Origin of the sequence: Psychrobacter sp. ER1, assembly GCF_048631835.1 — a bacterium.
Lineage (GTDB): Bacteria > Pseudomonadota > Gammaproteobacteria > Pseudomonadales > Moraxellaceae > Psychrobacter.
In genome coordinates this window covers 1,461,451-1,488,425 of sequence record NZ_CP184640.1, presented here as the reverse complement: position 1 = coordinate 1,488,425, position 26,975 = coordinate 1,461,451, and the positions used below count along the sequence as shown (strand labels likewise).

Genomic DNA, 26,975 nt, shown 5'->3' with positions numbered 1-26,975 from the left:
CAATCATGAAAACCATTAATGAAGCACTAAACTGGCGTTACAGCACCAAAGTATTTGATGCCAATAAAAAGATATCTGCTGAATATTTTGAGCAGATTAAAGACATGCTACAAATGAGTCCATCAAGCACCAATATTCAACCATGGAGCTTTGTCATTGCAGATGATGATGCAGGTAAAGCGCGCATTGCCAAAAGCACGCAAGGTGCCTTTCATTTTAATACACCTAAAGTCCTAGATGCCTCACACGTGGTGGTTTTCTGTACTCGTATCCATGCCGACGATGAATACATGCAGGCGGTGTTAGAAAAAGAAGATCAAGACGGTCGTTATGCTCAGCCAGAATTCAAAGCACAGATGCATCAAGGTCGCCAATTGTTCTTAGATATGCATCGCTTCGATGCCAAAGATGAGCCACATTGGCTTGCCAAACAGGTATATCTCAACATGGGCGGAGTACTATTGGGCAGCGCGCTTTTGGGTATTGATACCGTCCCTATGGAAGGCGTTGATTTACAGGCGCTTGATACGGAGTTCGACTTACGTAGCAAAGGATATTCTGCTGTGGCAGTGGTATCGTTTGGCTACCGCAGCGATGATGACTTTAATGCCAAAATACCTAAATCACGCTTGAGTGAAGAGACTATTTTTATTAAGGCTTAAGCAATCATTAGGGTCTAAACATTATCAAATGGTCAATAAGCATAATTTTAGCGTTGCTATTGGCCGTTTGAGTTTCTGCTATAAATTTTCTGACGTTTTTTAATAATATTTCTTATTAATCTACTATGTTGTTTTCAAAGTAAACATAAATAATAACTGGAGCCGACGATGAATTTGGCAAACAATAAAAAAATGCTATCGCGTTCTATAAGACCGCTTACGAGGGTAATCCACAAAAGGCCGTCGCTGATTATGTAGGTGATGATTATATTCAACACAATCCCGCTGTAGCCAATGGTAAATCAGGATTTATTGAATACTTTGAACGGATGCAAGCACAGTATCCAAATAAGTCAATTGAGTTTGTACGTTGTATCGCTGAAGATGACTTAGTCTCATTGCATACCCATCAAGTCTGGCATAACGAAGATAAAACCATCGATGAATTCGTGACGATGGATTTCTTTCGATTTGATGATAGTGGGAAAATTGTCGAGCATTGGGATTCTATCCAACAAATACCTAAAGATTCTGCTAATCATCAAACCATGTATTAGTTCATATATAGAGAGGTGACAACCCCTTTTATGCGTAATCAGACTGTGCATAATCTACGCCTTTAATCCTTAATCATAGTAGTAATAAATACCTATTGGCTAATGTTAACATTAGAGCCGTCGTAAGATATTTCCTATCTATTAATATCCTAGTTTATGAGTTTCTTGCTACCAATAAGGCGAACGCTTTATTGGTAGCAAGAAAATCAATAAACTTTCTTTGTAGTGGTGTCACCTGCTTTCGATTGGCATAAACCACATAAACACCCAAGGTTTTGGGTTTCCATTCAGGCAATAACTCAATAAGTTGTCCAGATGCAATCAAAGATTTGACTGCGCCAGATGGCTGTAAACTAATCCCATGTCCACGCAACGTGGCAGAGAGCAAGACTTCAGAGATATTGGCGCTAATATTGCCAGAGATAGGAACAGACTCTGGACCATTTGGCCCGTCAAACACCCATGCCGACCGTCCAAAATACGCAAATGATAGACAGTTGTGATGTACAAGCGACTGTACATCTGTAGGTCTGCCACGCCTTTGTAAATACTCAGGTGCAGCGCATACGATAGAGTGGCACTCACCGATACGTCTGGCAACGACATTTGGCTCCAAGTCATTGGTGATACGAATCGCCAAGTCAATACGGGCATCAACTAAATTGACCGAATCATCAGTGGTAAGAATATCAATTGCTGTTCGGGGCCAGTGAGAAACAAAGCGACCAACCACATCCATCAAAAGGCTATCAATCAGCGAAAAGCTGGCAGTGATTCGCAGCTGACCTTTTAGCTCCAAAGTATTTTGATTGCGTATCTGATCCAACGAGTCAGTCAATCCAAGCAACTGGTACGCCACCTCAAGAGTCTGCTCACCAGGTGCAGTGAGGCTCAGACTTCGAGTTGTGCGATGTAATAAGCGCATATCCATCCAGCTCTCAAGCTCTGTCAGATAGCGCGTTACCTTAGCTCTAGACATGTCTAAATTGTCCGCGGCACGGCTTAAGCTACCTTGTTCAACGATCGTAACAAACACCTGCAACGCGGTCAGCCTATCCATCTCTCCATCCTTATTTGCGCGAAAAATGAAACAGTAAATACCGAATTATAGCGTATTTAAACGAAATACAATCGAATAGAATAGCCGCTAATAACGAATACCGCCATTAACGCGGTCTATTTACTCAAATGAAAATACAGGTAGATTATGAAAAAATTAATGACAGCTTCTATGGCGGCCAGTGTGCTACTGCTCGCAACCCAAGTAAACGCAGCCGATCTAAAACTGCAAGCATATAAACCTGATCAAAATGCTATTTTCCCAGTGACCTCTGTGCTGGCAAGTGGCGAGAAAGATGCTATCTTGTTCGATGCACAGTTTAGTGTCAAAGACGGTGAGGCATTGGTTGATATGATCAAAAAGAGCAATAAAGACCTAAAAATGATTTATATCACGGCAGGCGATCCAGATTACTATTTCGGTCTTCAGCCTTTAGTCAAAGCCTTCCCTGATGTAAAGGTTATGTCTAGCCCTTCTATTATTAAACACATTGAGGCCACTAAAGATGCAAAATTAAAGCATTGGGGCCCAATCCTTGGTAAACATGCGCCTACCAAGATCACAGTACCGCAAACACTTGATCAGTCTACACTGACCCTAGAAGGTCACAAAATCGAAATCAAAGAGATGGGAACCCATCAAGCATATATGTGGGTACCAGAGTCAAAAACCGTTTTCGGCGGTGTGTCGGTAACATCAGGTATGCATGTGTGGACTGCTGATACCCAAACTAAAGAAGCTCGTAGCGAGTGGATGCAATCATTGGAACACATGAAGCAATTAAAGCCAAACCTTGTGATACCAGGTCACTATTCAGGCAACCTACTCAAAAAAGACTATGCTGTTGATGAACCGCCCCGGTATTGTCGAAGGCTCAACGCTCCAAGAGAATACGACAATGAAAACACGAAACTACACTCCTGAGATTAAAGAACGCGCCGTCCGTATGCTGATCGAAGCAGCAAACGACTATCCCTCCATCTGGTCAGCCATCAAAGCCATAGCGCCAAAGATAGGTTGCACGCCTGAGACCCTACGCTCGTGGCATAAGAAGCACATCGATCAAACCATTCCTGCAAATGTGCAAGCCCAAAGCCAAGAGCAACGTATTAAAGAGCTTGAACGCGAGAATAAAGAGCTCAAGCAAGCCAATGAGATCATCAAGAAAGCTGCTGGTCTTGAAGTCCAGGCGGAGAAGGGCCGTCCACCCAAGTAATGGTCGACTTTATTGATGATCATAAAAAAATTATGGGATCGAGCCAATCTGCCGAGTACTACCGATTGCCCCATCAACCTACTACCGTGCTAAAAACCTAGAGTATTGCCCTGAGAAGCGCTCACTACGCAGTCAACATGACGACTATTATCTCAGCGAGATTAAACGTATTTGGCAGGACAGTAAATTCCGTTATGGTGTGCGTAAAGTCTGGCAGCAGATGAAAGCTGACGAGTTAAAGGTTGCTCGGTGTACCGTAGAGCGATTAATGAAGCAGTATGGCCTACAAGGCATCTGGCGTGGCAAAGGCAAGATTACCACCAACAGCCGTGACGACCAAAAGCGCGCTGATGACTTAGTCAATCGTAACTTTAATGCGCATCGTCCTAACCAGCTGTGGGTTGCTGACTTTACTTACGTTAAAACATTGAGTGGCTGGGTATATACCGCTTTTATTATTGATGTGTTTGCCCGTGCTATCGTTGGTTGGAAGGTATCTAATCGTATGAACACCGATATGGTGATGGCGGCATTAAATCAAGCCATAACAGATAGAAACAATCCCAAAGATGTCATTCATCATAGTGATCGCGGCGTTCAGTACTTATCCATTCGCTATACTTCTAGGATGACGGATTCTGGCGTCATTGCCTCTGTTGGTACCAAAGGTGATTCATACGACAATGCGTTGGCTGAAACGGTTAACGGGCTGTATAAAACCGAGGTGATTCATTATTTAAAGCAAAACTGGACTGGCGTTAACGATGTTGAACTGGCAACCCTTGAATGGGTCGATTGGTTCAACAAAACCCGTTTGCATAGTAAAATTGGTTATGTGTCGCCTTTTTAGTTTGAGAGACGATACCATGATAGTCTTAGTGAGTCAGATAAAGCTGCCTGACTCAAGTAGATTAGCCTCCGATATAGTCGGGCGGTTCATGATTTCACTCTCAGTTATCTAAAAACTTTTGAGCAAGCACTGGGCGAGGCAAAAAAACAAGATTCTAAGCAATCAGAAAAAGTAATTTCAATTATGAAATCGGCTTATCCAGCGTTGCCCGGAGGAAGTGATTTAGAGTTGAGCAGTCAAGTCAATACAGGTGAGATAGAGTGGTAAATACAGGGCAACTATTAAGTAAAAAACACTAATACTTTACTAAACCCACTAACCAGATATTAGTAGCAAAATGCTGGCGTATTAATGCTTGGTCAATCAGCGTACGCCAGTACTTTTAATGATAAAAGAGAGCAACTTATGACAATACAGTATCGTCGTGCTACGCCTGAAGACTTTGCAGCCATTGTTGAGCTTTTTATCGTCAATATGAATTTGAGTGTATTTACTACTGCAACAGATAAGCAGGTTCTAAAGCAACTGGCTACCCTATTTCTAGCTAAAGACTGTCATCATGCTACTTTTATACAAGTTGCAGAATATGATGACATCATTTGTGGTGTGGTGATAGGGATCACTAGACAAGATCCACATAAAGCTTTGTCATTCGATGATAAGATAGAAAACAAGCTGCGTCTATCTGATCAAGGTCGACAGGTATTAATTGATTTACAGAAAAAGAAATGGCTGGTGCAAAACGAAAGACAGTCAATTTTGATAGCGAGCTACAGTTTTTCTGTGTAGATCCAAACTATCGTCGCCACCGTATTGGAGCGATGTTGATTCAAGCATTTGAGACTTATCTCGTGGCACAGGGTGCAGACACGTATGCACTACATACAGACACCCTGTGCACTTATCAGTACTATGATAATAATGGCTATCAGCATGTTGATGAGTATCCCAACCATCTAAACCCGCAGATAATGCACTATACCTATGTCAAATCTTTATCTTAACAAGCTTGTATAGACTATCTTTAATTAGCCAATAAAGCAGCTTCGAATGGATAGTTAGTAAGGTTTTCAAACCCAGTGTCTGTAATAATGATTTGATCTTCAAGTTTGACACCATTTTTACCACCAACTCGACCTACATACGCTTCAACGCAGAGTGCCATACCCGGCTCCAGTACACCACTATAGCCATGGCATTCAAGGTCTTCGGGGTAACGAATAGACGGGTATTCATCACAAAGACCAACGCCATGCATCATCACACCATATCTTTGCGCTCTATATTCTTCAGGCAGCAATAAACCAGATTTTGTCACCTCTTCAAATGTCATTCCTGATTTTAATATAGTCATGTTGTGTTGGATGTGTTCATAAGCTACTTGATAGAGATGCTTTTGCTCTGCACTTGGCAGGCACTCCCCAATCATCCAAGTTCGAGACAAATCTGCACACATTCCATAAGGGCCGATCAGATCTGTATCGAATGCAAGTAACTCACCCTCCTTCATAATTCGAAGGCCACTTTCTTGAAACCAAGGATTGGTTCTCGGCCCTGAAGAAAGAATTCGACATTCTATCCACTCACCACCTCGACGAATATTTTCCGCATGAAGAATAGACCATATGTCATTCTCAGTGATACCGGGTACTGTTGCTTCTTGCATGCACTTCATCGCAACCTCTGTTGAGGCAATTGAACATCGCATGGCATTAATTTCATCTTCGTTCTTAATAGATCGAGCAAACTCCATCACTTCCTGACCATCAAAAACATCGATTCCTAACTGTTTTATCTTATTGAAACCAGCAATTTCAATTTTATCGATAGCCAATCTTTTATTGTCTCCAGCATGCTCCTGTAAAATAGATTGAATTTCTGAAGCAAACCTAGAGGCATGTTCGTCAGTTCTATCACCGGTTTCAAAGTAGAAGAAAGAAGCGCCTCCTCTGACTTCTTTGATCAAAGGAAGGTGTGCTGATAAATGCTCACAATTGTGAAAATCCCATAAAATAAGATGTCCTGATGCAGATACAAAACAGGCTCTAGAGTGATTGTGGGTCACCCATACCTGCATATTTGTGGAGTCAGTCGCATAGCGAATGTTAAGAGGATCAAACAATAAGATGCCTCCAAGATCTCTTTTCTGTAGTTCTTTTACGATTCTTTGGATGCGGTATTCGCGCATTCGTGTAAGGTTATGAGGTGTCAGCCCTAGCTCAGCCCACTCATTGAATGCAAGATCTGTTGGACCTATCTCGACACGGTCATTGTCGTTAAGAGAGCCATCAGCTTTAAACGCGCCACCTCGACGCCGTGAAGGGTCGATTTTTCGATTTGAAGATGTGACTGAGAATGTGGTTATATTGCTCATTATTTGGCCTACCTCATAGTAATAACTTCAACAAACAAGAGCGCCCTTGAAGACTAGAGCCTTGCCTGAATGGTTGTGTCTATAGTAATTTGCCACAAAAATGAGTATGAAAAAACGATTTAAACACACGAATTCATGACATAAAGTCATGCTAATATTATGACGCTTTTTTTATCCGCTCTCTATGTTTCAAAACGCTATAAGGCTGTTCTTTTATATTTAATGGACTCAAGCGTGGCGAGCCAAATCAAAGGTAAGACAATCAGAGCCGAACCTATCAAAAGACTGATATCTGGTATTTCATCAAACCATACGATGCCGATAACCACTGCTCCTAACAGACCGGTATATTCTGCACTAGATATTTTATGTGCTTCAACCGCTCGGTAGACCAGTACGCAGATACCCGCATAGATCAAAATAAACAAATTTGAGCCTGCTGCTATCCATAGCGCGTACCAACTCAAAGGGGCATTTTCCCAAATAGCCAAACCAAGCCCCAACGGTATTCCGACTAAATTGGTCAAAAACAAGGTCTGAGCAACGGTATGATTCGAAGGCAATTTACGAACCAATAGATTGTTTGTCGCCATGGTTAAGGCCACGATCAACGCAAATATAGCACCCATATTAATTTGTGTCGGTTTTACCACGACAAGAATACCTATAAAGCCTAGTATTGCCACAATGATGCTTGGTGCTGTAAGTCTGTCTTTATAAAACAGGAATCCTAACGGCAACATCAGTAAAGGTGCAGTATAAAAAATCGCATTCACCGTTGCCAGCGGTAACGCTTGGATAGACAACACCATGAATACCGCGCCAAACAACCAAATATGCCCACGTACAAAATGCCATTTTACGTTACTAAGTAGCTTGGCTTTTTGGTTAAATAAACAAAACGGTAGCAGCATCAAGATAGCTGTTAGCTGACGCAATAGCACAAACTGATAGACCGCTGCGCCATCTGGCAACTCTTTTATCAGCGCATCTGAAAGGACTGCAATCATGTTTCCTGCAACCAACAGTATCATTGCAAATCCAACACTCATCTTCGGCATTATCATGCTTATACCTATCTCAAAATACATAAAATTTTAAATTAAGCCATTTAATCTAATGGTCAGATAAATAGTATATTCACGTATACTCATGACGTATAATGATATAAAAACGTTTAGTATTAGTTGAACTCATAATGAAACTTCCTCCATTACGTGCCATACAATGCTTTGAATCTGTAGCAAGGCTTAATAGTTTTTCTAAGGCAGCAGAAAGCCTCAACGTGACGCAAAGTGCCGTGAGTCATCAGGTTCGAATGCTTGAAGAGTATCTTGGTGAAGCGCTATTTTATAGGCAGGGCCGAACCCTTTCTTTAACAGATATAGGTGCTCGCTATTTCACAGAAGTAAATCAATCGCTGACTACTCTATCCAATACCAGTCAGGCCATTCGCCATGATAAGCCTGGCCATATTCGCCTAGCGCTGTATAGTTCAGTGGCTGTCAATTGGTTGATTCCTCGGTTAGAAAACTTCCGCGAACAGCACCCAGAGATTGAGCTGACCTTAAATATGGTGACAGACCAAGACAACTATAATGAGCAATGTTCGGATTGCTTTATTACCGTCAATCCACCGAAACGCAATGTAGTCAGCAAGCTTTTATTCGCTGAGAAGCTATTTCCTGTCTGTGGCCAAAAGCTTTGGGCGGAAATAAAGGATCAGCCATTGCCTGAGGCGTTATGGCAACACCCTATACTGTCCGTAAAATATTCTGACAAAAGTGAAGGTACGGCTAATGATTGGCTAAAATGGTGTAAAGCAGGCGGGTTTGAGCTGCCAAGCGAGGTAAAGATTAATCAATTTAGCCATGTACTGCTTGCCGCACAGGCTGCACGTTATAACTTAGGTATTACGCTTACCGACAACTATATGATGCTAGAACAAACACATCAGCAAAATCTTGTCAAAATCCCAATGCATGAATTACTCACTGGCGACAGTTTCTATTTCTTTTATAATGACTTAAAGTCAAATCAACCAGACATCATTAAATTGAGTCGTTGGTTAGAGTCACAATGTCTTTAAAAGTGTTTTAAATAGCATTTTAAATAAGTGTTTCTAAAGACCGTCATTAACGAATATTACCTATCATTGCGACCAATAAGCACTGTGAAAGTATCACCCCCCTACGATAAAGAGCAAGACCTATGCAAATAATCCTCAATCAAATGGATATTACCGATTATCAAGTATCAGTAAATGCTGCTGCGATATTAAAATCAATCCATAATCATCAAGCCTGCGATGGCTTTATGATTTTTCCAGAACTTGCTTTGACTGGGTTTCCGACGCTAGACAATATTGAAGCGTTGTATCATCAATCAACAGAGCACTTTCACAGCATATTGGAAGCAAGCAAAAATACAGATTCAACCATCATTATTGGACATATTGACAAACAGGATCAACTTTTCTATAACGCATGTTCTTTTATAAAAAACGGCAAAATCATTCATAAACACCGAAAGTCAAAGCTTTGGCTTGATGATGTTGGGGTATTTACCAGCGGAGAAGACCTGTCAGTGGTTAGCATTAATGATGTGGTTTGCGGTGCTCAGATTTGTTTTGAGCTAGAGTTTCCAGAAGGCTCAAGAGCACTGGCAAAAAAGGCGCACAGATCATATTTATGCCAAATGGCAACATGGTTCCCTATGCAAATACCCACTATGTATTGACTCAAGCTCGGGCTATAGAGAACCAATGTTTTGTGATTACCTGCAATGGTGTCGGCGTCGGTCATGGCGGTCAGTTTGTAGGAGAGAGCCTAATCGTCTCTCCTACAGGACGAATTATCAAAAAACTTGGTTCGTCGCCAGATATAGTAACAGTAGATATAGATTTAGAGGAACTAGAGCAGTCTAAACAAAACTATCAATATATAAACTTGTCTTAATGTAACCATAGAGCTTAATCATTAAACTGAGTGGCAAGGTTATTTTCTGGAGAAACCACAGTGAAGAAAAATCACGGTTACTTATCGCGGCTGATGTCTGGTGGATTGAAAGCCAATGGACTATCGTTGAGCTAGTACAGCGCAATCTATATATCCTATGACTTACTATTCTCAGTCTCTCAAAGCATCTTCAACAAAGCTCAACCGGTCTTGACCAAAAAACATCTCACCATTTACGAAGAAACTTGGTGCCCCAAATACGCCTCGTGCTACTGCTTCTTCGGTACTAGATTTTAAACGCGCCTTGACCTCAGGCTCACTAATACGCGCCATAAAATCAGTCGCCTCAATGCCTACTTTCGACAGAACTTCAGCCACGACTTCTGGTGATTCCATATTTAACTTTTCAGCCCATAGCCCATTAAAGACAGCGGATAAATAACTCTCAAATTTGGGTGTCCCCAAATAAGCGATAACACCGCGCATAAGCTGCATCGTATTGACTGGGAAAAATGGATTGAAGCGGAAAGGCACGTCATAGATGGCTGAAAAACGCTTAAGGTCTTTGAGCATATAAGCGCCTTTAGCAGGTACGGCAGCTGGTGAGGTATTACCAACGGCTTGAAACACTGCGCCAAGTAACATAGGTCGCCAAACGATCTCGGCATTGTGGCGCTGCGCGATACTTGCTAATTGAGTCCATGCCAAGTAACTGGCTGGGCTACCCACATCAAAGAAAAACTCTACTTGTTTACTCATCTTTGCCTTCCTTGCAATATATTAAAAATCCATTAAAATTTGACGATTACTAACCAGATAGGATTAAAAAGTTTCCATCCATGGGCGTAAATCCAGCTCATGTGTCCAGCTATCTCTTGGCTGACAGTGCAACTGCCAATACTGCTCAGCGATATGTTCTGGATTTAAAATACCGTCTTGGTCTTTTAGCTCATAACGCTCGGGAAAGTTGTCACGAATAAAATCAGTGTCAATGGCGCCGTCAATGATAGGGTGTGCGACATGGATGCCCTTTGGCCCCAACTCTCGCGCCATGCTTTGTGCCAGTGCCCGAAGAGCAAACTTAGCGCTAGCAAAAGCCGAAAAACCTTTACTACCGCGTAAAGACGCTGTTGCACCCGTAAAAATAATTGTCCCCCTCTCACGTGGAATCATGACTTTTGCCGCTTCTCTACCTGTCAAAAATCCAGCCAAGGCACCCATCTCCCACACTTTTCGATAGACCCTCTCTGTCGTATCTAAGATGGAGAAATGAACGTTTGCCCCGATGTTAAACACCACGACTTCAATCGGCCCAATGTCTTTTTCAATATGAGCAAACAGCTCAACCATCTCTTGCTCGATACGCGCATCACAACCAAATGGCTTGACCACCCCTCCAGCCGCTTCGATATCACTGACTAATGTCTCTAGCTTCTCAACAGTCCTTCTGGTCACGCACAAAGTAAAACCTTCTCGCGCAAAACGTCTGGCAACAGCGCTGCCAGTGGCATCGCCTGCGCCGATTACAACTGCTACGGGTGCTCTGTTCATGTCTATTTCCTTATAGGTTCCTTTTTAGAACTAACAAAAATATAGCTTTATTTTTGGACCCTGTCAAGCTAACCTATAGCTTAAAGATAAAGGAGATAACCTATGCGCTGGGATGAACTGGACCAACAGTCTTGCTCGGTAGCTCGCACTTTAGCAGTCATTGGTGATCGTTGGACGCTCATTATTTTACGTGATTGTTTTTTGGGAGTTAGACGATTCGACGTATTTGAGCAACGCTTAGGCATTACACGTCATGTCCTATCTGACCGTCTTCGTAAATTGGTTGAATACGATATCTTAAAAAAGTCGCCTATCAGCAGCGGCCGCTACGTGAGGAATATAGACTGACAGAGTGCGGATTAGATTTGCACTCTGTCGTACTGGCATTGGTCAGTTGGGGTGATAAATACATGGCTGATGAACGCGGGGCACCGCTGTTGCATAGACACAAGGCATGTGGTCACATTATGCATCCTGTGACAGTGTGCTCCGAGTGCGCTGAAGCCGTTACCGCACGTGATATTGAGGTTGAGATAGGACCCAAATGGATCGGTAATGATGAAGTGAGTATTTAATATAGTAGAAGAGTATAGATCAAACCTATGAGATAACTGTCATTTCAGTGACGACAAATTCATCGACCATCCCATCTGTTACTTGTACATAGTTTTGGAAATGCGGGCTTTGTACATGTTGCTGAAGACACTCGTTGTTTTCCCAAATCTCATAAACCACGAAACCGTTACTATTTGCATTTTTTGATGTAAGTCATATTGGATACAACCTTGATCATCTTGTGATGCTGCTGTCAGTTTAAGCAGCTCAGTTTTGACTTGTTCAACGTGCTCAGGTTTGGCTTTGATAGTGGCGACGATGGTAAGTGGTTTGTTTGCTTGCGTGCTCATCTATTTATCCTATGTTTATTATTATCATTGATTTAAATAGGTCCAACGTGTCTGCTAAAAGCGTCACATTGGACCTATTAATCTAAATGGGGTTATGCGTTATGCAGACCAGCCTTCTAATACAATCTTGCCATGCGCTTGCTGTTTTTCTAGCATTTGGTGCGCACTACGTAGATGTTCAGCGGTGATAGCCCCAAGATTGTGAGCGACCGTGGTTTTGATCTCGCCTGCATCAATCAATTTTGCCACCGCATTTAATAAATGATGCTGTTCAATCATGTCTGGCGTATTGAACATTGAACGTGCAAACATAAATTCCCAATGCAGACTTAAGCTTTTGGTTTTAAGAGGGTTGGCATCTAATGATTTTGGATCATCAATCAGTCCAAGCTTACCCTGCGGCTTTAAGCATTTAATGATTTCTTCATAATGATCTTCAGTGTTATTGAGACTCACCACGTAGTCTACTTCAGCAATACCTGTTTTTTGTAGTTCATCAGACAATGGGTTACGATGATTGATAACATGATCAGCACCCAAATCTTTGAGCCACTGCACGCTCTCATCTCTCGAAGCCGTACCGATAATCGTGGCAGATGTTCTTGTTTTTAATAACTGAGTTAAGATAGATCCAACGCCGCCCGCTGCGCCAATGACCAATACTGAGACGTTATTAGCATTCTCGCTACTACCGCTGTCATTCGCTGCGCTATCAGAGACAGGCACTTGTAAACGGTCAAATAACATCTCCCAAGCCGTAATCGTCGTCAGTGGTAATGCCGCTGCCTCAGCGAAAGACAAAGAGGCTGGCATGTGTCCAACGATACGCTCGTCGACCAACTGATATTCAGCATTGCTGCCTGAACGGGTCAAATCTCCAGCATAATAGACGTTGTCGCCTACTGAGAATAAACTGACGTCTTCACCGACAGCCGTCACAGTACCAGCAGCATCCCAACCAATAACAGCATACTCACCCTCTGCGGCAGGACGCCCTTCACGGATTTTGTAATCTACTGGATTGACTGATATGGCTTTCACTTCTACGAGAATATCGCGGCCTGAAGCAACTGGCTTATCAAGGGTAATGTCTTGTAGCGATTGTTCGTTATCGATAGGTAGATTGTTTTGATAACCAATGGCTTTGATAGTTTGCATAATATTGTATCCTGTTTTTAATGAAAAATTTTTTAATAATAAAATTTGAAAATATAGTTAGGGCGCGTCCTCAATTCAATCAATAGTCATCTAAATGGGTTAAAAATGGCTAAACCTTGCAAAACAGCGTCAAATCGCTGGTTAATATCCCGATATTATCTGCACTATTTTCCTCGTTTGACGGCAATTTACCTCATTTTTATCACCATTTTTGAAATGAAGATACGCCCTAGTAATGGTTTAATTGTTTGAAATTCATTGATGCTGCAAAATATAAATCTTATGCATCTTATGCAAAAATTGACTGCAATACTGTCTGAGTCTGCTGCTCAAGCTCTGCAATGGCTGCTTGGTTTAGAGCATCAGCATGTGGTCGACCAAACGCCCCTCTTGCATCACCATGTGCGCCGTCTTTTATATCGTTATCAAAGTATTTACCAGTATCGTTAGCGAACTCATCCGAGATGGCCAACTCCGTTAGGATATTTGCGCCCTTGTCTGCTGATGACCAATATTGACCATACGCCTCATCGACCATTTTTGTGTTCAGTAGCGAGCCTGGATTGACGGCGATGACATTGATATCGTTGGTAGCGACGGTGTCAGCTAATGCCATACTCCACATCGTGAGTGCCAACTTACTTTGGGCATAAGCATCCTTATCATCAAGGCGAGTCTGGCCTGCAAGTGCTTGATAAGATATTGACGCTTGCGCAGCTGAGCTTAAGTTCACGATACGCGCTTTATCAGACTGCTTTAGCAAAGGTAATAAAGCATTGGTCAGCTCATAAGGTGCTAGGTAATTGACTACGAAACGTACATCCAAACCGTCTTTCGTCATTGCTGATGCCGTGGTATAAATCCCTGCGTTATTTATGAGCACATCAAGCTTTGGCAGTTTTTCATTGACGTCTGCTGCCATCTTTAGCACATCCGTTAGATCAGAAAAATCAGCCACAAACCCATTAATATTATCTACTGCTGCACCTGTCGCGACTGCTCGAACTTCTGCAATGACGCTAGCAAGTTTGTCAGCATCGCGGCCATGCAAGTACACTTGGTGCCCAGCTTCTGCCAGTTTTAGCGCTGCCAATTTGCCAATGCCATCTGTGCTGCCAGTAATTAAAATTGTTTTAGTGATATTCAGAGTCATAAACCGCCCTTATTGTTTGAATTATTGTTTCAGTTTTGGATACCTGTCCTATTTTATCCATCGTGATAGCGCCCATTGTAATGAAAGTGTTGTGGGTCAAACAGTAGCCATCACCTAAAATACTTTCAATATAATTTTGAAAGTGAGTTTTATTTAAGGGGTTATGTAGAGCCTTATCTAAGCAATTTGCAGTTATACTTAGGTTCAAACTTCATGAGGAATGTTAAATGCAGTATCCCATAGCAATTACACCAAGTAATAAAACAACAGCTTATGGCATATTTATCCCAGACATAGTGGGTTGCTATTCAGCCAGCGATGAACGTGTAGATATCTTTAATAATGCTAAAGAAGCGATTATGCTCCATCTAAAAGGATTGATAGAAGATGGCGAAGCCATTCCTCTACCTACCGATAGTACTAGACATAAAGATAATCCAGATTTTGAAGGAATGGATTGGGCAGTAGTAGATATTCAGATACATGAGCTTTATGAATGACATCAAAGAACCACTCATGCCTTTCAGATATAATAAATGAACTAAAAAATTCATATAACAAAAAGGACAAGTAATATAATCATGAAAAAATCAGTGTAAACACTTTTTAGCCGAGTTGGTCTGACTGCTGTCATTGCTGCCTCATTGATATCTGGACAAGTGCAAGCAGCAGACAGCGACAGTCATCTGAAAAGCACAGTCGATGCACAAGCCAAGTCGCTAATGAAAGCACATGATATTCCAGGTATGGCGTTTGGCATTACTATCGATGGAAAGTCGTCTTTTTATAACTACGGTTTGGCTGACAAACAATCTGGCAAGGCTGTTTCAGAAAACACTATCTTTGAGTTGGGCTCTATCAGTAAGACCTTTGCCGCGACTTTGGCCAGTTACTCCGAACTCAATGGCACACTCGACTTGGAGGATACCGCTCATAAATACATTCCTTATCTACAAGACAGCGCCATTGGTAATACCAAGCTTATCAACCTAGCCACCTATTCGGCTGGTGGTCTACCACTTCAAGTACCTAACGATGTCAAAAACAATAAGGAATTGCTCCGCTACTATAAGTCGTGGCAACCTGCCTTCCCTATTAACTCAAAACGTCTATACTCTAACGCCAGTATAGGACTGTTCGGCCGTATATCAGCCTTGAGTATGGGCGCTGATTACACACAGGTGATGGAAGATAAAATACTGCCCTTACTCAATATGCCTAGTACCTTTGTCAATGTTCCTAATGACAAGATGGACGATTATGCGTTTGGTTATAACGCTGCTGGAGAGCCAATAAGAGTTAACCCTGGGATTTTGGACGCCGAAGCCTATGGTATTAAATCAACCAGCGCGGATATGACCCATTATATGGCGGTTAACATGGGGTTAATCCCTTTGGATAAAGATATTCAACAGTCATTGCAAAACACTAGAAAGGGATACTATCAAGCAAGCACTTTTACACAGGGATTGGCCTGGGAGATGTATCCATTCCCCACTCACCTAGACACACTGCTTGAAGGTAATTCAACGGATGTGGTACTCAAGCCACAGCCCATTACAGCAAACAATCAGCCGACACCTGTTTTAAACGATGTATGGGTGAACAAGACAGGCGCTACCAATGGGTTCGGTGGATATATCGCTTATATTCCCGCAAAAAATCTGGCATTGTCATTTTGGCAAATAAGAACTACCCCAACGCAGAGAGGGTCAAAGCGGCTTACACCATCCTGCAAAGTGCGATGGCTAATTGAAGTAGAAGAAAATAGAACGTTGCTGTGTCTCTAGTGATATCCACCTTTTTAAACCAATATAATGAATGTAAAAAGTCCTTTATATCAATATAAAGGACTTTTTTCTAAAATTGAGAGTGTTAATTTATACTATTTTTCAAACTCTTTAAAATCTGCTTTACGAATTTTGGCATGAATACCTTTGGTCTTATCCACGACTTGCGATACTTCAAAATCTGTTGCTGCACTTAGGTAAGCATAAGCGATTGCCTCATCAATACCATACTCTTGATTTAAGAAACGAATCGCTTCACGAGTAGACTTCTTCATCGCCTCATCCAAATCTTCATCTAGCCCTGGCGTGATCCAAAATTCAGCATTCTCTGCCAAAGGTTGCACAATTTCTTTACCCGGAATCTTATCCTTACCTGCTTTTAGCAATGTAAATTTAAAAGTGGCGCGAGCAGATGCTTCAAGGGCAGTCAATGCAACCTCGCCATCGCCTTGGGCAAAGTGGCTGTCACCTGTATAAAACAGTGCACCTGCCACTTGTACCGGATAATAAACCGTCGCCCCTGCACCCAACTCATTGATATCAATATTGCCACCATACATAGCAGGTGGAACTGAATGTACTCGCTCTGAGGTGTTTGCTGCGACACCCATTAGACCCATAAAGGGCCTGAGTGGAAAACGTATAGACTTACCAGAATCTGTTTTTAGGATACCTTCGTATTCACCTTTGGCATTTTTTCGATAGGCGTAAATACGGAGACATTGCCGTAGCGCTCAGGGTGAGCGGCAGACGCGTTGTCTTGTTTTGCTTTTTGGGAAACTCGCCTGCCAATGCGCCTTTGCCATGGCGGTTAGAGATGACACCATACGGCACGCGCGGCTCAACGTTGATGACTTCTACTTTTAGGATATCGCCTGGTTGCGCCCCTTTGATTTCGATAGGGCCTGTCACGATATGTGGACCATCTTTATCAAAGTCATGTTTTAATTTTGATTTTGTTATTGTTTTTGCTTCATCTAAAATAAAGTCGTCTTTGACCCCTTTTGACTTAAAGTATTTTGCTGCATCACGGCCCTGATCTTCGAGCAAACCTTCGTGTGAGACGGTATCAAAAGTCACCACACTACCAGAGGTAACAGACATAACGGGGCTGGCGTCTCTGTTGGGCAAATATCCCCATGTTATGGTGTCTAAAGTAGAAGGTACATAGTAATTGCCTTTGTATTCACCACTACTCAACTGAGTAGGTTTATCTGCTATTTGCTTAAGAACCGTAAAGTCTTCTGCTTGGGATACTGATATACCAAACGCGCTTAGAATAAACAGTGAAAGAATGGTTTTTTAAACATAGAACATACCCTCTTTAGTTAAAGCATGACAATACTGTCATACCTGTATAAAGGGCAAGTTCTATGCCATGTGCAAAACGGTGTTTTCTACTAAAGTTAGGGATCAAAGCACTATATTGATACAATTGTTTGCTTTATCGTGGTGCCCCAGCAAAAAAGAGCATTATTTTAGAGCATAGACATTGCATGCAGAGGTATTAAATTAAAAGGTATTGAATTAAAAAATATTAAATGAAACGATAATGGATAGAAAACTGCATTATCAATATTATTTTAAGACACGCTATGCAAATTGGCGTTCGAATGACGTCCAGTTCTCAATATAGGCTGGCTAGCAAATAAGACAATCACACTAACTAATGAAAACACACCAAAGGCGTAGAACGCAGTAGCAGCACCATACCTATCCACAATCAAACCAGTAAAGATGACGGGTACACTAAGCCCTATATATGCCATCAGAAAATAGCCTGCACTTGCACGTGCCTGCTCATTTCCAGCAGATTTTGCGACTCCTAGCATACCGCCCAAGTAGACAAAGCCATAGCAACTCGTACTGGCCAAAAATGCCGCCAAAAGAATGACTGGTAGATTGGCATTCAACGTCCCCAAGCCAATAAAGCATAAGCTGGTAGTAAGATCAGAAGACCGAGCTTGCTTGAAACTTGAGGGTCAAGTTTTCGGGCGATTGGCTGAACGATCAACCCACAACTGATGGCTAACATAGAGGATACCCCTGCATACTTAGCCAGTCCATGCGTGGCCAGCACTGAGGGAATAACTGATAATACCAATCCTGTCGTCGCCCAACAAATCAAAATACCGCTGCCATACCAAATGACCTCACGGTTAAAATAAGGTAGCTGTAGCATAGAGGTGGGCAAATTAGTGCGTTTAGGTGCTGTCTCTGGTAATTGATATAACAAAAACATAGCGAACAGCCCACTCGCTAGCAGTAAGAAAAAACTGGCTGGCTGATCGGTTTCATAAAACATCAAAGAAACTGTCGTCAATACAGGGCCAAGACCAAAACCTATCGTTGTACTGGCCGTCACCCACGCTGTCGCACGCATCGTATCTGATGAACCAAGCAGCTCAATCATAGATGAACCAAGCAGCTCAATCATATAGGCAGTCGCCGTCGCAGCCATTAGAGCTGTTCCCACACCCAGTATGAATCGCGCTACTGCTAGCGCTCGCGTGTACGGATAAAACAACATAAGAGCCGTTGCTGCTACCGATAGTGCCAAAGAGATTAAAATCACCTTACGTCGTCCGATCCGATCCGACAACCCACCGAAAGCTAATAATACAGGTATGACGCCTAATACATAAAAGGAAAACGCTATCGTAGTTGCTAGTACACCATAGCCATCATTGTGTGCATAGACGGCATAAAGTGGGCCTTGGATATTGACACTTGTCGTTATCACGCATAAGGCAAAGGCTAGATATTTGTTATATTTTTTAGTGGTCATATATCGCTGCTTTTTGAAGAATGATCATTGAATTAGCTAGGGTTAGTGCGATTCACAATAGAATGACACCTACCTCTACATCGTTTACGTTCAATGATTAAAACAAAAGCGCAGTAGGTTATCTATATACAATCCAGTACAATTAGACAGAACTGTTTGGACTATAGAACCCATACAGTTCGGATATCAAATCAATATATTGTCCTAGCTGTACCCTTAAGATAAAACCTTCACAAAATCCGCCCTACCAAAAATTGTAAAAAATATGAATCAGAAGCTAACACGCATCGAAGTTGTCATGGCTGACGTAAAAGAGAAAATAGCGACCGTTATCTACATGCCAGAGTCGCGACTACCCTCTGTCCGTGCCGCTGCCAAAGATTATGGGTTCTCACCATCGACCGTGGTTGAAGCCTATGAACGCCTACAAACTGAGGGAATCATCTACTCACGTCCGGGTGCAGGGTTCTATGTAGCAGAGACGACAGCGCCGCTATCATTGACAGATATAGCACCAAAAATTGATCGAGTGGTAGATCCATTGTGGGTATCGCGGCAGTCGCTGGAGCCACCCGATGGTGCGCTAAAGCCAGGCTGCGGCTGGTTACCAGCGGACTGGCTATTTGAGGCAGGTATACGCCGTGGTCTGCGAAATGTAGCAAAAGCTGACGCGTCTATTATCAGTGAGTATGCAACGCCGCTAGGACTGTTAGCATTGCGCCAATTACTCACGTGGCGTATGGCAGGATTGAGTATCAATGCAGAACCGTCACAGATAATACTGACGGATTCGGGCACTCAAGCGATAGATTTAATTTTTCGATTTTTGCTGACACCAGGTGATACGGTCGTCGTCGATGACCCTTGTTATTTTAACTTTCGAGCACAGCTGCTAGCCCATCGAGTCAAAGTGGTTGGTGTCCCTTATACGCCAAACGGGCCAGATGTAGAGGCCTTTGCAGCGATTTTATATGAGCATAAGCCGCGCCTGTACATCACCAATGCTGCCATTCACAATCCTACGGGCGCAACGTTATCACCTGCTACGGCATACCGTGTATTACAATTGGCTCAAGCGGCTGGTTTGTACATTATCGAAGACGATATTTTTGCAGACTTTGAAGTTAAGCCTGCAGCGAGATTGGCGGCTTTAGATGGTTTATCACGAGTATTCTATATCGGCAGCTTTTCTAAAACGTTATCCGCATCCCTACGCTGTGGTTATATTGCCGCGCCTATGGAATGGATCGAGAGTTTGGTAGATTTAAAGATAGCCACTGGCTTTGGTGGCAGTCAGTTAGCAGCAGCTGTTGTGTTCTCCGCCTTGACTGATAGCGGCTACCGTAAGCATATGAATGATATCCATACTCGGCTGGCAAGCGCACGTACTCATACGCTACCACGATTGGCTAAATTAGGCATCGTACCGTGGCTGCTCCCACAAGCAGGTATGTTCCTATGGTGCCGATTACCTGAGAATAATAATGCGACCGAATTGGCCAATCGCTGTTTATCCAAAGGTGTGGTATTGGCGCCGGGCAACGTTTTTAGCCAATCAGACAATGCTGAGAACTTTATGCGGTTCAATGTGGCGCAGATGAGTCATTCAAAAGTTTTCGAGGTATTGGCTCAATCGTTAGACTAACCAATCAGAGACTTATATAGTCATTCCACTATAAAAGTATGACAGCGTTAACCTCGCTTGAAGTATCACATGTACATCTACACTCGGTTGCCTTGTACTACTTTTAAATTGAATCGACTATAGTGCTAGTACCGTCCTATTATATAGTGACCTTTCGACTATAATTCTAAGCCTAAATATCAGCCGAACACAAGCCGAACACAAGCAAATCTAACCACTCCCGACAACGGATAATAACTCTCTAGGATAGCTCATATGTCCCCTATATATATTGCATTGGCTGTACTGGTTACTTTTATCTGGGGCGTGAATTTTACTTTTATTGCGTGGGGTCTTGAGAGCTTTCCGCCATTGATGCTTACTGCTCTGCGTTTTTTCTTTACTGCTGTGCCTCTGGTTTTATTTCTAAAGCCACCTAAATTCAACCGTACCTTGTTTATCTATGCCATCGGTACATTTGTCATGCAGTACGCCTTTGTATTTACAGCGATGCATCTGGGTTCATCCCCGGGGCTGACGGCACTACTGCTACAAATTCAGATTTTTATCACGGTTTTGCTAGCGTACTTTATATTGGGCGAAGCAGTCAGCCGTATGCAAATCGTCGGTATGTTGGTTGGTGTACTAGGACTCAGCGTGATTGCGTTAAACCTTGGCGGTGATATGCCTTTGGCAGGGTTCATCTGTATTTTGATTGCGGCCATCGGTTGGAGCTTTGGTAATATTGCATCCAAGCAAGCATCAAAACAGGCTTCAGAAAAAGTGTTAGAAAAAGCATCAGAGCAAATGGCTCTAAAGGCGATGCAGCAAGGAACAAGGGGATCTGTTGCCACATCTAGCACTGGAAAGAATAAAGCCTCTGCTCTGTCTGCGCTAGCGCTGGTAGTCTGGGGCGGTCTCATTGCTTGCGTGATGTTGACGATATCTTCTCTTACATTTGAGACTGATGCATGGCAGATGGCGACGTTTACTGAAGCATCACTCAAGTCTTGGCTCTCACTTGGATTTATCGTCTATATCTCAACCTTAATTGGCTTTGGTCTATGGGCACACTTACTCAGTCAAAATACCGCCTCCAAGGTTATGCCGTTTGCACTATTGGTACCCGTATTCGGTATGGTGACCTCAGTACTACTCACAGGAGAAGTAGTGACGTGGTGGAAGATGCTGGCCATGATGTTGATTTTGTCAGGACTGTTATTGGCGAATGTGAAAATAAAAATTAAAAAAAGCTGCTAACGATGACCACTAAAACACTCAGCCATCATTAGCAGCTTTCTATTTTCTGCAGCTTTTTTCTATAGTTATCGTAAGTCATCCACCACAGCTAGCATTGCTACCAGTGATGCTTCCCCTAACTTGATAGAACGCTCGGGTGACCAACCCATCTCTTCATCGGGCAGATTATCATTGTCTTTAAATGGCATCTCTAACGTATTAGCAAGACAATCAAAACGCTCTGCTACCCAATTGGTAGCAACGGTCATATTGGCAGCACCTGGTGCATCGATCTCATAGCCAATCTCAGACTGAAAATCAGCACTGGCTAACTTTAATACGTCTGAAAACTTATCACGTAGTCCAGCAAGACGGTCACTGTAGCTTGGCGTCCCTTGTGAACCAGCGAGGAATACGTACGGCAATGCTTCATCACCATGCACATCATAAAATAGATCCACGCCTGTCGCTTCCATTTTATTAATCACATGAAATACTTCAGGGCTTTTGTCTAAGCTTGGACTTTGCCATTCACGATTTAAGTTGGTTCCGGCAGCGTTAGTACGCAAGTGACCACGTACACTGCCATCAGGGTTCATATTAGGGACAATATAAAAGTTTGCCTTGTCTAATAACTGTTTGCCAGTCGCATTATCGCTATCTAACAAGCTATACAACAAGCCCTCGATCAGCCATTCAGCCATCGTTTCACCTGGATGCTGACGTGCAGTAATCCATATATTGCGCTTGTGGGCAGCACCGTCACCTATTTTGACTAGGGTCAAGTCACGTTTATCAAGCGTTTCGCCTAGATGCTCTAACGTCACTAGCGGATGCACTTGCACGGCGGACAATAAATCTTGATGACGCTCATAGCTATAAGGCGCAAAATACGCAATCTGAATGGTTTCGCATTCTAACTCTGCCACGATGGTCAATTTGCCATCTTTGTAAGACGTTGGCAAACGGAACCAATGCTGACGATCATAAGAAGCCACCGCTTGGTAGTTCTCCCACCCTTCTAGATAAGACGCCTCTCCTGCATTCAGAATATTGAGAACATACTGCTCCCCTATTTGACCTGACAAACGAAAGTTAAACCACTGAAAAAACTCGCCGCCAACATCTGGACGAATCGCTAATTGAATGTCTTTTTTGTTGTCTGCATTAATAATGTCAATGTTGCCTGCATCAAAATTAGCTGTGATATGCATAGTCATTCCCTAATTGATTTTTATGATTGTGTTTTAAGTATTATGTTCGTTATCGACTTACTATTTTACCTATTGCCTTTTAATAATCTCTAGCTTTGTATGGGGCATTCGACATACATTTACTTGGTCATTACCAGCTCGTTTTCAAGGCAATCATCTATCAAATATATCTATTCGGATTGAATATCTATATTTGACTGCTAAAAGATTAAACGTCCGCCAATAACTCGACACTCACTTGAAAGTAATCATCGTCCTTTATAGTAATACTGACGTTACCGTTATGCGCCCCAACGATAGACTGTACGATGGATAGACCCAAACCTGTTCCTGTATGGCGATCTATTGTTTTGTGATGTCGATAGAAGCGCTCAAACAACTTATCTGCCTCACTTTGTGCTAATGGCTCATCTAATTGGTTGGTGATGGTCATTCGTAAAACAGCTTGTTTGGATTGTTGAAAACTGGTTATCGTTGTGTCCACTATCTCATCTGAGTTTATTCTATCTGCCCTAATGGTTATAACGCTATCTTGAGCAGCATAATAAATCGCATTCGATATCAGATTAGCAAAGAGCCTTTGTAATAAACTTTTGTCTCCTAAGACAGCGCTAAACTCACCTTTGGTCTCAATAGCGATACCTCTGTCTTCTGCAATCATTTCGTAGTAATCAATGAGCTTGGTGATTAAATTGTCCGTATCCACGTGACTGATTTGCGAGTCACTCAATCCTTTTTGGGTTTTTGCCAGCAGCAACATATTATTTATCATGGCCGACAGCTGCTCTAACGTGTCATGCTGATGATGTAGCTGCTCAATGTATTCATCACCAGCTCTCGGTTTATTTAACATGACTTGCGTTTGCGTGCTGAGTGTCGCTATTGGAGTGCGCAGCTCATGGGCGATATTGTCTGAAAACCGTGACAATGATTCAAAGTTACTTTCAAGCTTGGCCATCATTGAGTTGTAAGATTCTGCTAATGGTCGCAGCTCTAACGGCATATCACTGACCGTGACTCTGTCATCCAATCTGTCAGGATTCATTGTTTTCATTTTTTGGACGATGGTCGCCAAAGGGGCAAAACCCCAATACACACCCAGCGCCGCTACTGATACGAGCAACAAGGTAATCGCGAACAAAATCATACTAAGCTGACGATTGAACTGTAATAAATACTGATGATGCACATCTATAGGCAATGCGATAAGCGCGAGCATTTTGTCGTCTTCAATGACCATTGCTCGATAGTATCGGCTATTGATATTCATCACAAACTGTTGCTTATCATTATCTTGTTTCAGTGATGACAGATTAAACCCCTCTCCTAGCTCTTGAGCAAAGTTATTGGGGGTACTAGACAGTATCTGCCCTTCTTTATTAGCGATAATGGTTTTTAGATCGTAATCTAGCCAAGAAGAATGCTGATGATCAGTTTCATCTGATATCGCTGCGGTAGAAGTATCTCCATCAGGCATTACGTCAGGTGCCGCTCTTAGCGGCTGTTGACTATTCAATGGATATTGAGAGCTTGGTAGGGTTTGGGAAGTTATAGGGCTACTAGGTTCTATCACTCGTTTACGTAGATTAAAAGCCGCATGAGTCATAATTTCAGCGTCCATTTGCTCGAAATGGCCTTTAACAGAACGCTGTATCCATATATAAATGATAACCTGTGATATAACAACAAATATCGTGAGCAATAGCACAGTACGCCATAATAGTGGCAAACGCCGATTATCAAACTTATATTTCATATTAGACATTACCATCTTCGTGAGATGGTTTACTATCAAGCGCCGTATCGACAGCTTCTAACCGATAGCCCATCCCGCGCACTGTATGAATCAGCTTTGCGTCATGATCATCGTCTATTTTTATACGAAGACGCCTTATCGCCACATCAATCACATTGGTATCATTTTCAAAATTCATATCCCATACTTGAGAGGCGATGACTGAGCGAGGTAGCACCTCACCTCGGCGCTCTAATAGAAACTGTAATAATGAGAACTCTTTTGCCGTGAGCTTAATAGCCTTGTCTTTTCTATGCACAGTGCGCTTAGCAATGTCCATTTTAAGATCTGCTATTTGCATAATCGTACTTTGATAATCGGCTTGATTGGCACGTCGTAATAAGCTTTTGATTCTGACGATCAATTCTGCAAACGCAAAAGGCTTGGTTAAATAATCATCGCCTCCAATTTCAATCCCTTTTATTTTGTCACTTAAGTCATCTTTTGCCGTTAGAAAGAGCACAGGCGTATGCTTGCCTGCCGCTCGGTAATTGCGCACTAGCTCAAAGCCACTAACATCAGGTAGCATGACATCCATCAGTATCACGCTAAATTCTTCCGTCATCAATGCATGATAGCCATCTAAACCTGTTATGTGATGATCCACAATAAACCCAGCTTCCGTTAAGCCTTTTTTATGTACTCGCCAAGCTTCAATTCATCTTCTACCAGCAGCACTTTCATAATAGCTTCCCATATACCTTTCACGCTTACCTAGCATAGTAAAGCATAACCCCACTTTGAACATCAAAAAATCTCAAGATGACAGAATTGTAATCTTACCGTCATCTCTCTGTCAGAATCACTAAAGTATGCTTTAAAGTAACTTAATATCTTAAAGTCTTTTCGACTACATACCAATTTAAATAAGGATTTACCATGTCATTATTCAAACCAATGCCACTGCTCAAATCAATGCCACTTTCTAAATCAATCGTAGCAACTGCTATAGCCTTAGTTGTTTCAACCTCTGCGTTGGCACACGATCCCAAAATGCACGCTGAAAAAGACCAAATGAACTGTGAGGAAATGCAAAAGCATATGCAGATGATGCAAAAAATGGATCATAGCAAAATGGATATGAATGATCCTGCTATGAAAGCCATGATGGCTAACATGAGCAAAATGAAAGCGATGTACCAAAAGCACTGTGTGAGCAGCGATAGCGATTCTTAAATATCAATTTATAAGTTCAATACTATAGTCAGTTCAATATAATTTCGATACAAGGAAACCGAGTGCAAGTTATACATTAGTATGCTTAGCGAGGATGACGCTGTAGCGGATTTATATAGACTTGACTATATTGTCAGAGAAGCTGATCAAGCAGTAATGGGATATTAAATAAAATGGATTTTTAGGACAAACCTATGAAGTTTTTGTTAGGAATACTTTTTACTGTCTTTGTCGCTATTGTGGGCATTTTTATTACGGTGACTAGCGGCATGATAAATATCGGTGCTGATCGAGCTCATAGTCCGCTGGTTTACGATTTTTTAGAAACTGCCCGCACACGCTCAATTGAACATGCCAGTAAGAATATTTTGGTTCCCAATTTAAAGAAGGCAGAAATGATCAGCTCGGGCGGTGCAGATTACAAAGATATGTGTGCTGGCTGTCATTTGTCTCCTGGCGTCAACAGCACAGATTTAAATAGCGGTATGTACCCAAAGCCTCCTAACTTTACTGAGGCGGATATCGTTAAGCGCTATCAAAACGAGGCTGGTGCCAGACAAAGCTTTTGGGCGATTAAACATGGCATTATGGCGTCTGGCATGCCCGCTTGGGGCGCTACTCACGATGATGACAGAATATGGGCGATGGTTGCTTTTATTAGATCGTTACCTGACTTAAATGAAAACCAGTACACCATGCTAACGACTCGGTTAGACGATAGTATGTTGGATATGTCATTTGATGGTGAGATGGATATGTCAGGTGATGGATCCGGCATGCAACATTGATTTTTTGTACAAAATGCAGTGCTCAATAGTGCTGCTTTTTGCGATTTGAATTTTAAGCTTTGCTAGCACTATTTTGTCCAGTGCTATTTTATCCAGTGATGTGGCTCTAATTTTTATA

Annotated in this window: 23 protein-coding genes, 6 pseudogenes and 1 other annotated feature; of the genes and pseudogenes, 15 read left to right on the top strand and 14 right to left on the bottom strand. The window is 42.3% G+C overall.

Going from position 1 to position 26,975, the window contains the following annotated elements:
* Positions 1-5 precede the first annotated feature (5 nt).
* Entirely contained in the window at positions 6-662 is a 657-nt protein-coding gene (gene nfsB, locus ACOBWA_RS06785; RefSeq protein WP_420230598.1) for an oxygen-insensitive NAD(P)H nitroreductase, read from the top strand.
* A 197-nt stretch (positions 663-859) separates the two neighbouring features.
* A complete protein-coding gene (locus tag ACOBWA_RS06780) occupies positions 860-1,219 on the top strand; it encodes an ester cyclase (RefSeq protein ID WP_420230737.1) in 360 nt (119 codons plus the stop codon).
* A gap of 154 nt (positions 1,220-1,373) precedes the next feature.
* Here ACOBWA_RS06780 and ACOBWA_RS06775 read toward each other — a convergent pair whose 3' ends face one another.
* Positions 1,374-2,279: a LysR family transcriptional regulator gene (locus ACOBWA_RS06775; RefSeq protein ID WP_420230597.1), complete on the bottom strand. Its 906-nt coding sequence runs from the start codon at positions 2,277-2,279 to the stop codon at positions 1,374-1,376.
* A gap of 147 nt (positions 2,280-2,426) precedes the next feature.
* On the opposite strand from ACOBWA_RS06775, the gene ACOBWA_RS06770 reads away from it, so the two are divergent.
* From ACOBWA_RS06770 to ACOBWA_RS06755, 4 genes and pseudogenes are all read left to right on the top strand, one after another.
* Positions 2,427-3,203, top strand: coding sequence for an MBL fold metallo-hydrolase (locus ACOBWA_RS06770; RefSeq protein ID WP_420230596.1), 777 nt, complete (start codon positions 2,427-2,429; stop codon positions 3,201-3,203).
* A pseudogene (locus ACOBWA_RS06765) lies at positions 3,178-4,345 on the top strand (IS3 family transposase). Before ACOBWA_RS06770 ends, ACOBWA_RS06765 begins: the two are co-directional and overlap by 26 nt.
* Positions 3,453-3,568 (top strand) — a sequence feature (AL1L pseudoknot). Its footprint overlaps the pseudogene before it by 116 nt.
* Before the next feature lie 405 nt (positions 4,346-4,750).
* On the top strand, positions 4,751-5,134 hold the full coding sequence (locus ACOBWA_RS06760) for a hypothetical protein (protein WP_420230595.1): 384 nt from the start codon (positions 4,751-4,753) through the stop codon (positions 5,132-5,134).
* Positions 5,074-5,349, top strand: a complete 276-nt coding sequence (locus ACOBWA_RS06755) for a GNAT family N-acetyltransferase (RefSeq protein WP_420230594.1) — start codon at positions 5,074-5,076, stop codon at positions 5,347-5,349. The genes ACOBWA_RS06760 and ACOBWA_RS06755 overlap by 61 nt, the downstream gene beginning before the upstream one ends.
* Positions 5,350-5,369: 20 nt before the next feature.
* On the opposite strand, the gene dddP is transcribed toward ACOBWA_RS06755, so the two are convergent.
* Together dddP and ACOBWA_RS06745 are read right to left on the bottom strand one after the other, a co-directional pair.
* A complete protein-coding gene (gene dddP / locus ACOBWA_RS06750; RefSeq protein WP_420230593.1) occupies positions 5,370-6,719 on the bottom strand; it encodes a dimethylsulfonioproprionate lyase DddP in 1,350 nt (449 codons plus the stop codon).
* A 197-nt stretch (positions 6,720-6,916) separates the two neighbouring features.
* Positions 6,917-7,786, bottom strand: coding sequence for a DMT family transporter (locus ACOBWA_RS06745; RefSeq protein ID WP_420230592.1), 870 nt, complete (start codon positions 7,784-7,786; stop codon positions 6,917-6,919).
* Between the two features lie 131 nt (positions 7,787-7,917).
* On the opposite strand from ACOBWA_RS06745, the gene ACOBWA_RS06740 reads away from it, so the two are divergent.
* Both ACOBWA_RS06740 and ACOBWA_RS06735 read left to right on the top strand, forming a co-directional pair.
* Positions 7,918-8,808 carry a LysR substrate-binding domain-containing protein gene (locus ACOBWA_RS06740; protein WP_420230591.1) on the top strand — a complete coding sequence of 297 codons (891 nt, stop codon included), beginning with the start codon at positions 7,918-7,920 and terminating at the stop codon, positions 8,806-8,808.
* Positions 8,809-8,930: 122 nt separating this feature from the next.
* Positions 8,931-9,676 (top strand): annotated as a pseudogene (locus ACOBWA_RS06735) (carbon-nitrogen hydrolase family protein).
* Between the two features lie 171 nt (positions 9,677-9,847).
* Here the strand turns inward: ACOBWA_RS06735 and ACOBWA_RS06730 are convergent.
* Positions 9,848-10,435 (bottom strand): 2-hydroxychromene-2-carboxylate isomerase, encoded by a 588-nt coding sequence (locus ACOBWA_RS06730; RefSeq protein ID WP_420230590.1) that lies wholly within the window; start codon positions 10,433-10,435, stop codon positions 9,848-9,850.
* Positions 10,436-10,498: 63 nt separating this feature from the next.
* Positions 10,499-11,227 (bottom strand): SDR family oxidoreductase, encoded by a 729-nt coding sequence (locus tag ACOBWA_RS06725; RefSeq protein ID WP_420230589.1) that lies wholly within the window; start codon positions 11,225-11,227, stop codon positions 10,499-10,501.
* A gap of 102 nt (positions 11,228-11,329) precedes the next feature.
* On the opposite strand from ACOBWA_RS06725, the pseudogene ACOBWA_RS06720 reads away from it, so the two are divergent.
* Positions 11,330-11,802: pseudogene (locus tag ACOBWA_RS06720) on the top strand (winged helix-turn-helix transcriptional regulator).
* Positions 11,803-11,827: 25 nt separating this feature from the next.
* Here ACOBWA_RS06720 and ACOBWA_RS06715 read toward each other — a convergent pair.
* The 3 genes and pseudogenes from ACOBWA_RS06715 to ACOBWA_RS06705 all read right to left on the bottom strand — a co-directional run bounded on the left by ACOBWA_RS06715 (position 11,828) and on the right by ACOBWA_RS06705 (position 14,443).
* Positions 11,828-12,132: pseudogene (locus ACOBWA_RS06715) on the bottom strand (putative quinol monooxygenase).
* A gap of 99 nt (positions 12,133-12,231) precedes the next feature.
* Positions 12,232-13,281 carry a zinc-binding alcohol dehydrogenase family protein gene (locus tag ACOBWA_RS06710; protein ID WP_298810964.1) on the bottom strand — a complete coding sequence of 350 codons (1,050 nt, stop codon included), beginning with the start codon at positions 13,279-13,281 and terminating at the stop codon, positions 12,232-12,234.
* A 298-nt stretch (positions 13,282-13,579) separates the two neighbouring features.
* The gene (locus ACOBWA_RS06705) at positions 13,580-14,443 is read right to left on the bottom strand and encodes an SDR family NAD(P)-dependent oxidoreductase (protein WP_420230588.1); all 864 of its coding nucleotides are present in this window, start codon (positions 14,441-14,443) and stop codon (positions 13,580-13,582) included.
* 227 nt (positions 14,444-14,670) lie between these two features.
* Here ACOBWA_RS06705 and ACOBWA_RS06700 point away from each other — a divergent pair, with 227 nt between their 5' ends.
* Both ACOBWA_RS06700 and ampC read left to right on the top strand, forming a co-directional pair.
* A complete protein-coding gene (locus tag ACOBWA_RS06700) occupies positions 14,671-14,943 on the top strand; it encodes a type II toxin-antitoxin system HicB family antitoxin (protein ID WP_420230587.1) in 273 nt (90 codons plus the stop codon).
* A gap of 144 nt (positions 14,944-15,087) precedes the next feature.
* Entirely contained in the window at positions 15,088-16,233 is a 1,146-nt protein-coding gene (ampC, locus tag ACOBWA_RS06695; protein WP_420230586.1) for a class C beta-lactamase, read from the top strand.
* 95 nt (positions 16,234-16,328) lie between these two features.
* On the opposite strand, the pseudogene ACOBWA_RS06690 reads toward ampC, so the two are convergent.
* From ACOBWA_RS06690 to ACOBWA_RS06680, 3 genes and pseudogenes are all read right to left on the bottom strand, one after another.
* Positions 16,329-17,529 (bottom strand): annotated as a pseudogene (locus ACOBWA_RS06690) (acetamidase/formamidase family protein).
* A 287-nt stretch (positions 17,530-17,816) separates the two neighbouring features.
* The gene (locus tag ACOBWA_RS06685) at positions 17,817-18,155 is read right to left on the bottom strand and encodes a hypothetical protein (RefSeq protein WP_420230585.1); all 339 of its coding nucleotides are present in this window, start codon (positions 18,153-18,155) and stop codon (positions 17,817-17,819) included.
* Positions 18,143-19,021 (bottom strand): MFS transporter, encoded by an 879-nt coding sequence (locus ACOBWA_RS06680; protein WP_420230584.1) that lies wholly within the window; start codon positions 19,019-19,021, stop codon positions 18,143-18,145. Before ACOBWA_RS06680 ends, ACOBWA_RS06685 begins: the two co-directional genes overlap by 13 nt.
* A gap of 265 nt (positions 19,022-19,286) precedes the next feature.
* Between ACOBWA_RS06680 and ACOBWA_RS06675 the strand changes: the two genes are divergently transcribed.
* The gene (locus tag ACOBWA_RS06675; protein ID WP_420230583.1) at positions 19,287-20,666 is read left to right on the top strand and encodes a PLP-dependent aminotransferase family protein; all 1,380 of its coding nucleotides are present in this window, start codon (positions 19,287-19,289) and stop codon (positions 20,664-20,666) included.
* Between the two features lie 255 nt (positions 20,667-20,921).
* On the top strand, positions 20,922-21,905 hold the full coding sequence (locus ACOBWA_RS06670) for an EamA family transporter (RefSeq protein ID WP_420230582.1): 984 nt from the start codon (positions 20,922-20,924) through the stop codon (positions 21,903-21,905).
* Between the two features lie 65 nt (positions 21,906-21,970).
* On the opposite strand, the gene ACOBWA_RS06665 is transcribed toward ACOBWA_RS06670, so the two are convergent.
* The 3 genes and pseudogenes from ACOBWA_RS06665 to ACOBWA_RS06655 all read right to left on the bottom strand — a co-directional run bounded on the left by ACOBWA_RS06665 (position 21,971) and on the right by ACOBWA_RS06655 (position 25,577).
* Complete coding sequence (locus tag ACOBWA_RS06665; RefSeq protein WP_420230581.1) at positions 21,971-23,098, bottom strand: M14 family metallopeptidase; 1,128 nt, start codon at positions 23,096-23,098, stop codon at positions 21,971-21,973.
* 208 nt (positions 23,099-23,306) lie between these two features.
* Positions 23,307-24,854, bottom strand: coding sequence for an ATP-binding protein (locus ACOBWA_RS06660; protein ID WP_420230580.1), 1,548 nt, complete (start codon positions 24,852-24,854; stop codon positions 23,307-23,309).
* A gap of 1 nt (position 24,855) precedes the next feature.
* A pseudogene (locus ACOBWA_RS06655) lies at positions 24,856-25,577 on the bottom strand (heavy metal response regulator transcription factor).
* Between the two features lie 195 nt (positions 25,578-25,772).
* Here ACOBWA_RS06655 and ACOBWA_RS06650 point away from each other — a divergent pair.
* Together ACOBWA_RS06650 and ACOBWA_RS06645 are read left to right on the top strand one after the other, a co-directional pair.
* Positions 25,773-26,069 carry a hypothetical protein gene (locus ACOBWA_RS06650; RefSeq protein WP_420230579.1) on the top strand — a complete coding sequence of 99 codons (297 nt, stop codon included), beginning with the start codon at positions 25,773-25,775 and terminating at the stop codon, positions 26,067-26,069.
* 194 nt (positions 26,070-26,263) lie between these two features.
* Positions 26,264-26,857 carry a c-type cytochrome gene (locus ACOBWA_RS06645; protein ID WP_201579983.1) on the top strand — a complete coding sequence of 198 codons (594 nt, stop codon included), beginning with the start codon at positions 26,264-26,266 and terminating at the stop codon, positions 26,855-26,857.
* Positions 26,858-26,975 lie beyond the last annotated feature (118 nt).

What these genes read in the sequence shown, in the direction of transcription:
- ACOBWA_RS06705 (WP_420230588.1), bottom strand. Translation starts at nt 14,443, where the DNA reads ATGACTCTGAATATCACTAAAACAATTTTAATTACTGGCAGCACAGAT.
- ACOBWA_RS06700 (WP_420230587.1), top strand. Translation starts at nt 14,671, where the DNA reads ATGCAGTATCCCATAGCAATTACACCAAGTAATAAAACAACAGCTTAT.
- dddP (WP_420230593.1), bottom strand. Translation starts at nt 6,719, where the DNA reads ATGAGCAATATAACCACATTCTCAGTCACATCTTCAAATCGAAAAATC.
- ACOBWA_RS06725 (WP_420230589.1), bottom strand. Translation starts at nt 11,227, where the DNA reads ATGAACAGAGCACCCGTAGCAGTTGTAATCGGCGCAGGCGATGCCACT.
- ACOBWA_RS06665 (WP_420230581.1), bottom strand. Translation starts at nt 23,098, where the DNA reads ATGCATATCACAGCTAATTTTGATGCAGGCAACATTGACATTATTAAT.
- ACOBWA_RS06770 (WP_420230596.1), top strand. Translation starts at nt 2,427, where the DNA reads ATGAAAAAATTAATGACAGCTTCTATGGCGGCCAGTGTGCTACTGCTC.
- ACOBWA_RS06645 (WP_201579983.1), top strand. Translation starts at nt 26,264, where the DNA reads ATGAAGTTTTTGTTAGGAATACTTTTTACTGTCTTTGTCGCTATTGTG.
- ACOBWA_RS06755 (WP_420230594.1), top strand. Translation starts at nt 5,074, where the DNA reads ATGGCTGGTGCAAAACGAAAGACAGTCAATTTTGATAGCGAGCTACAG.
- ACOBWA_RS06660 (WP_420230580.1), bottom strand. Translation starts at nt 24,854, where the DNA reads ATGAAATATAAGTTTGATAATCGGCGTTTGCCACTATTATGGCGTACT.
- ACOBWA_RS06740 (WP_420230591.1), top strand. Translation starts at nt 7,918, where the DNA reads ATGAAACTTCCTCCATTACGTGCCATACAATGCTTTGAATCTGTAGCA.
- ACOBWA_RS06650 (WP_420230579.1), top strand. Translation starts at nt 25,773, where the DNA reads ATGTCATTATTCAAACCAATGCCACTGCTCAAATCAATGCCACTTTCT.
- ACOBWA_RS06670 (WP_420230582.1), top strand. Translation starts at nt 20,922, where the DNA reads ATGTCCCCTATATATATTGCATTGGCTGTACTGGTTACTTTTATCTGG.
- ACOBWA_RS06730 (WP_420230590.1), bottom strand. Translation starts at nt 10,435, where the DNA reads ATGAGTAAACAAGTAGAGTTTTTCTTTGATGTGGGTAGCCCAGCCAGT.
- ACOBWA_RS06775 (WP_420230597.1), bottom strand. Translation starts at nt 2,279, where the DNA reads ATGGATAGGCTGACCGCGTTGCAGGTGTTTGTTACGATCGTTGAACAA.
- ACOBWA_RS06745 (WP_420230592.1), bottom strand. Translation starts at nt 7,786, where the DNA reads ATGATAATGCCGAAGATGAGTGTTGGATTTGCAATGATACTGTTGGTT.
- nfsB (WP_420230598.1), top strand. Translation starts at nt 6, where the DNA reads ATGAAAACCATTAATGAAGCACTAAACTGGCGTTACAGCACCAAAGTA.
- ACOBWA_RS06760 (WP_420230595.1), top strand. Translation starts at nt 4,751, where the DNA reads ATGACAATACAGTATCGTCGTGCTACGCCTGAAGACTTTGCAGCCATT.
- ACOBWA_RS06675 (WP_420230583.1), top strand. Translation starts at nt 19,287, where the DNA reads ATGAATCAGAAGCTAACACGCATCGAAGTTGTCATGGCTGACGTAAAA.
- ACOBWA_RS06680 (WP_420230584.1), bottom strand. Translation starts at nt 19,021, where the DNA reads ATGACCACTAAAAAATATAACAAATATCTAGCCTTTGCCTTATGCGTG.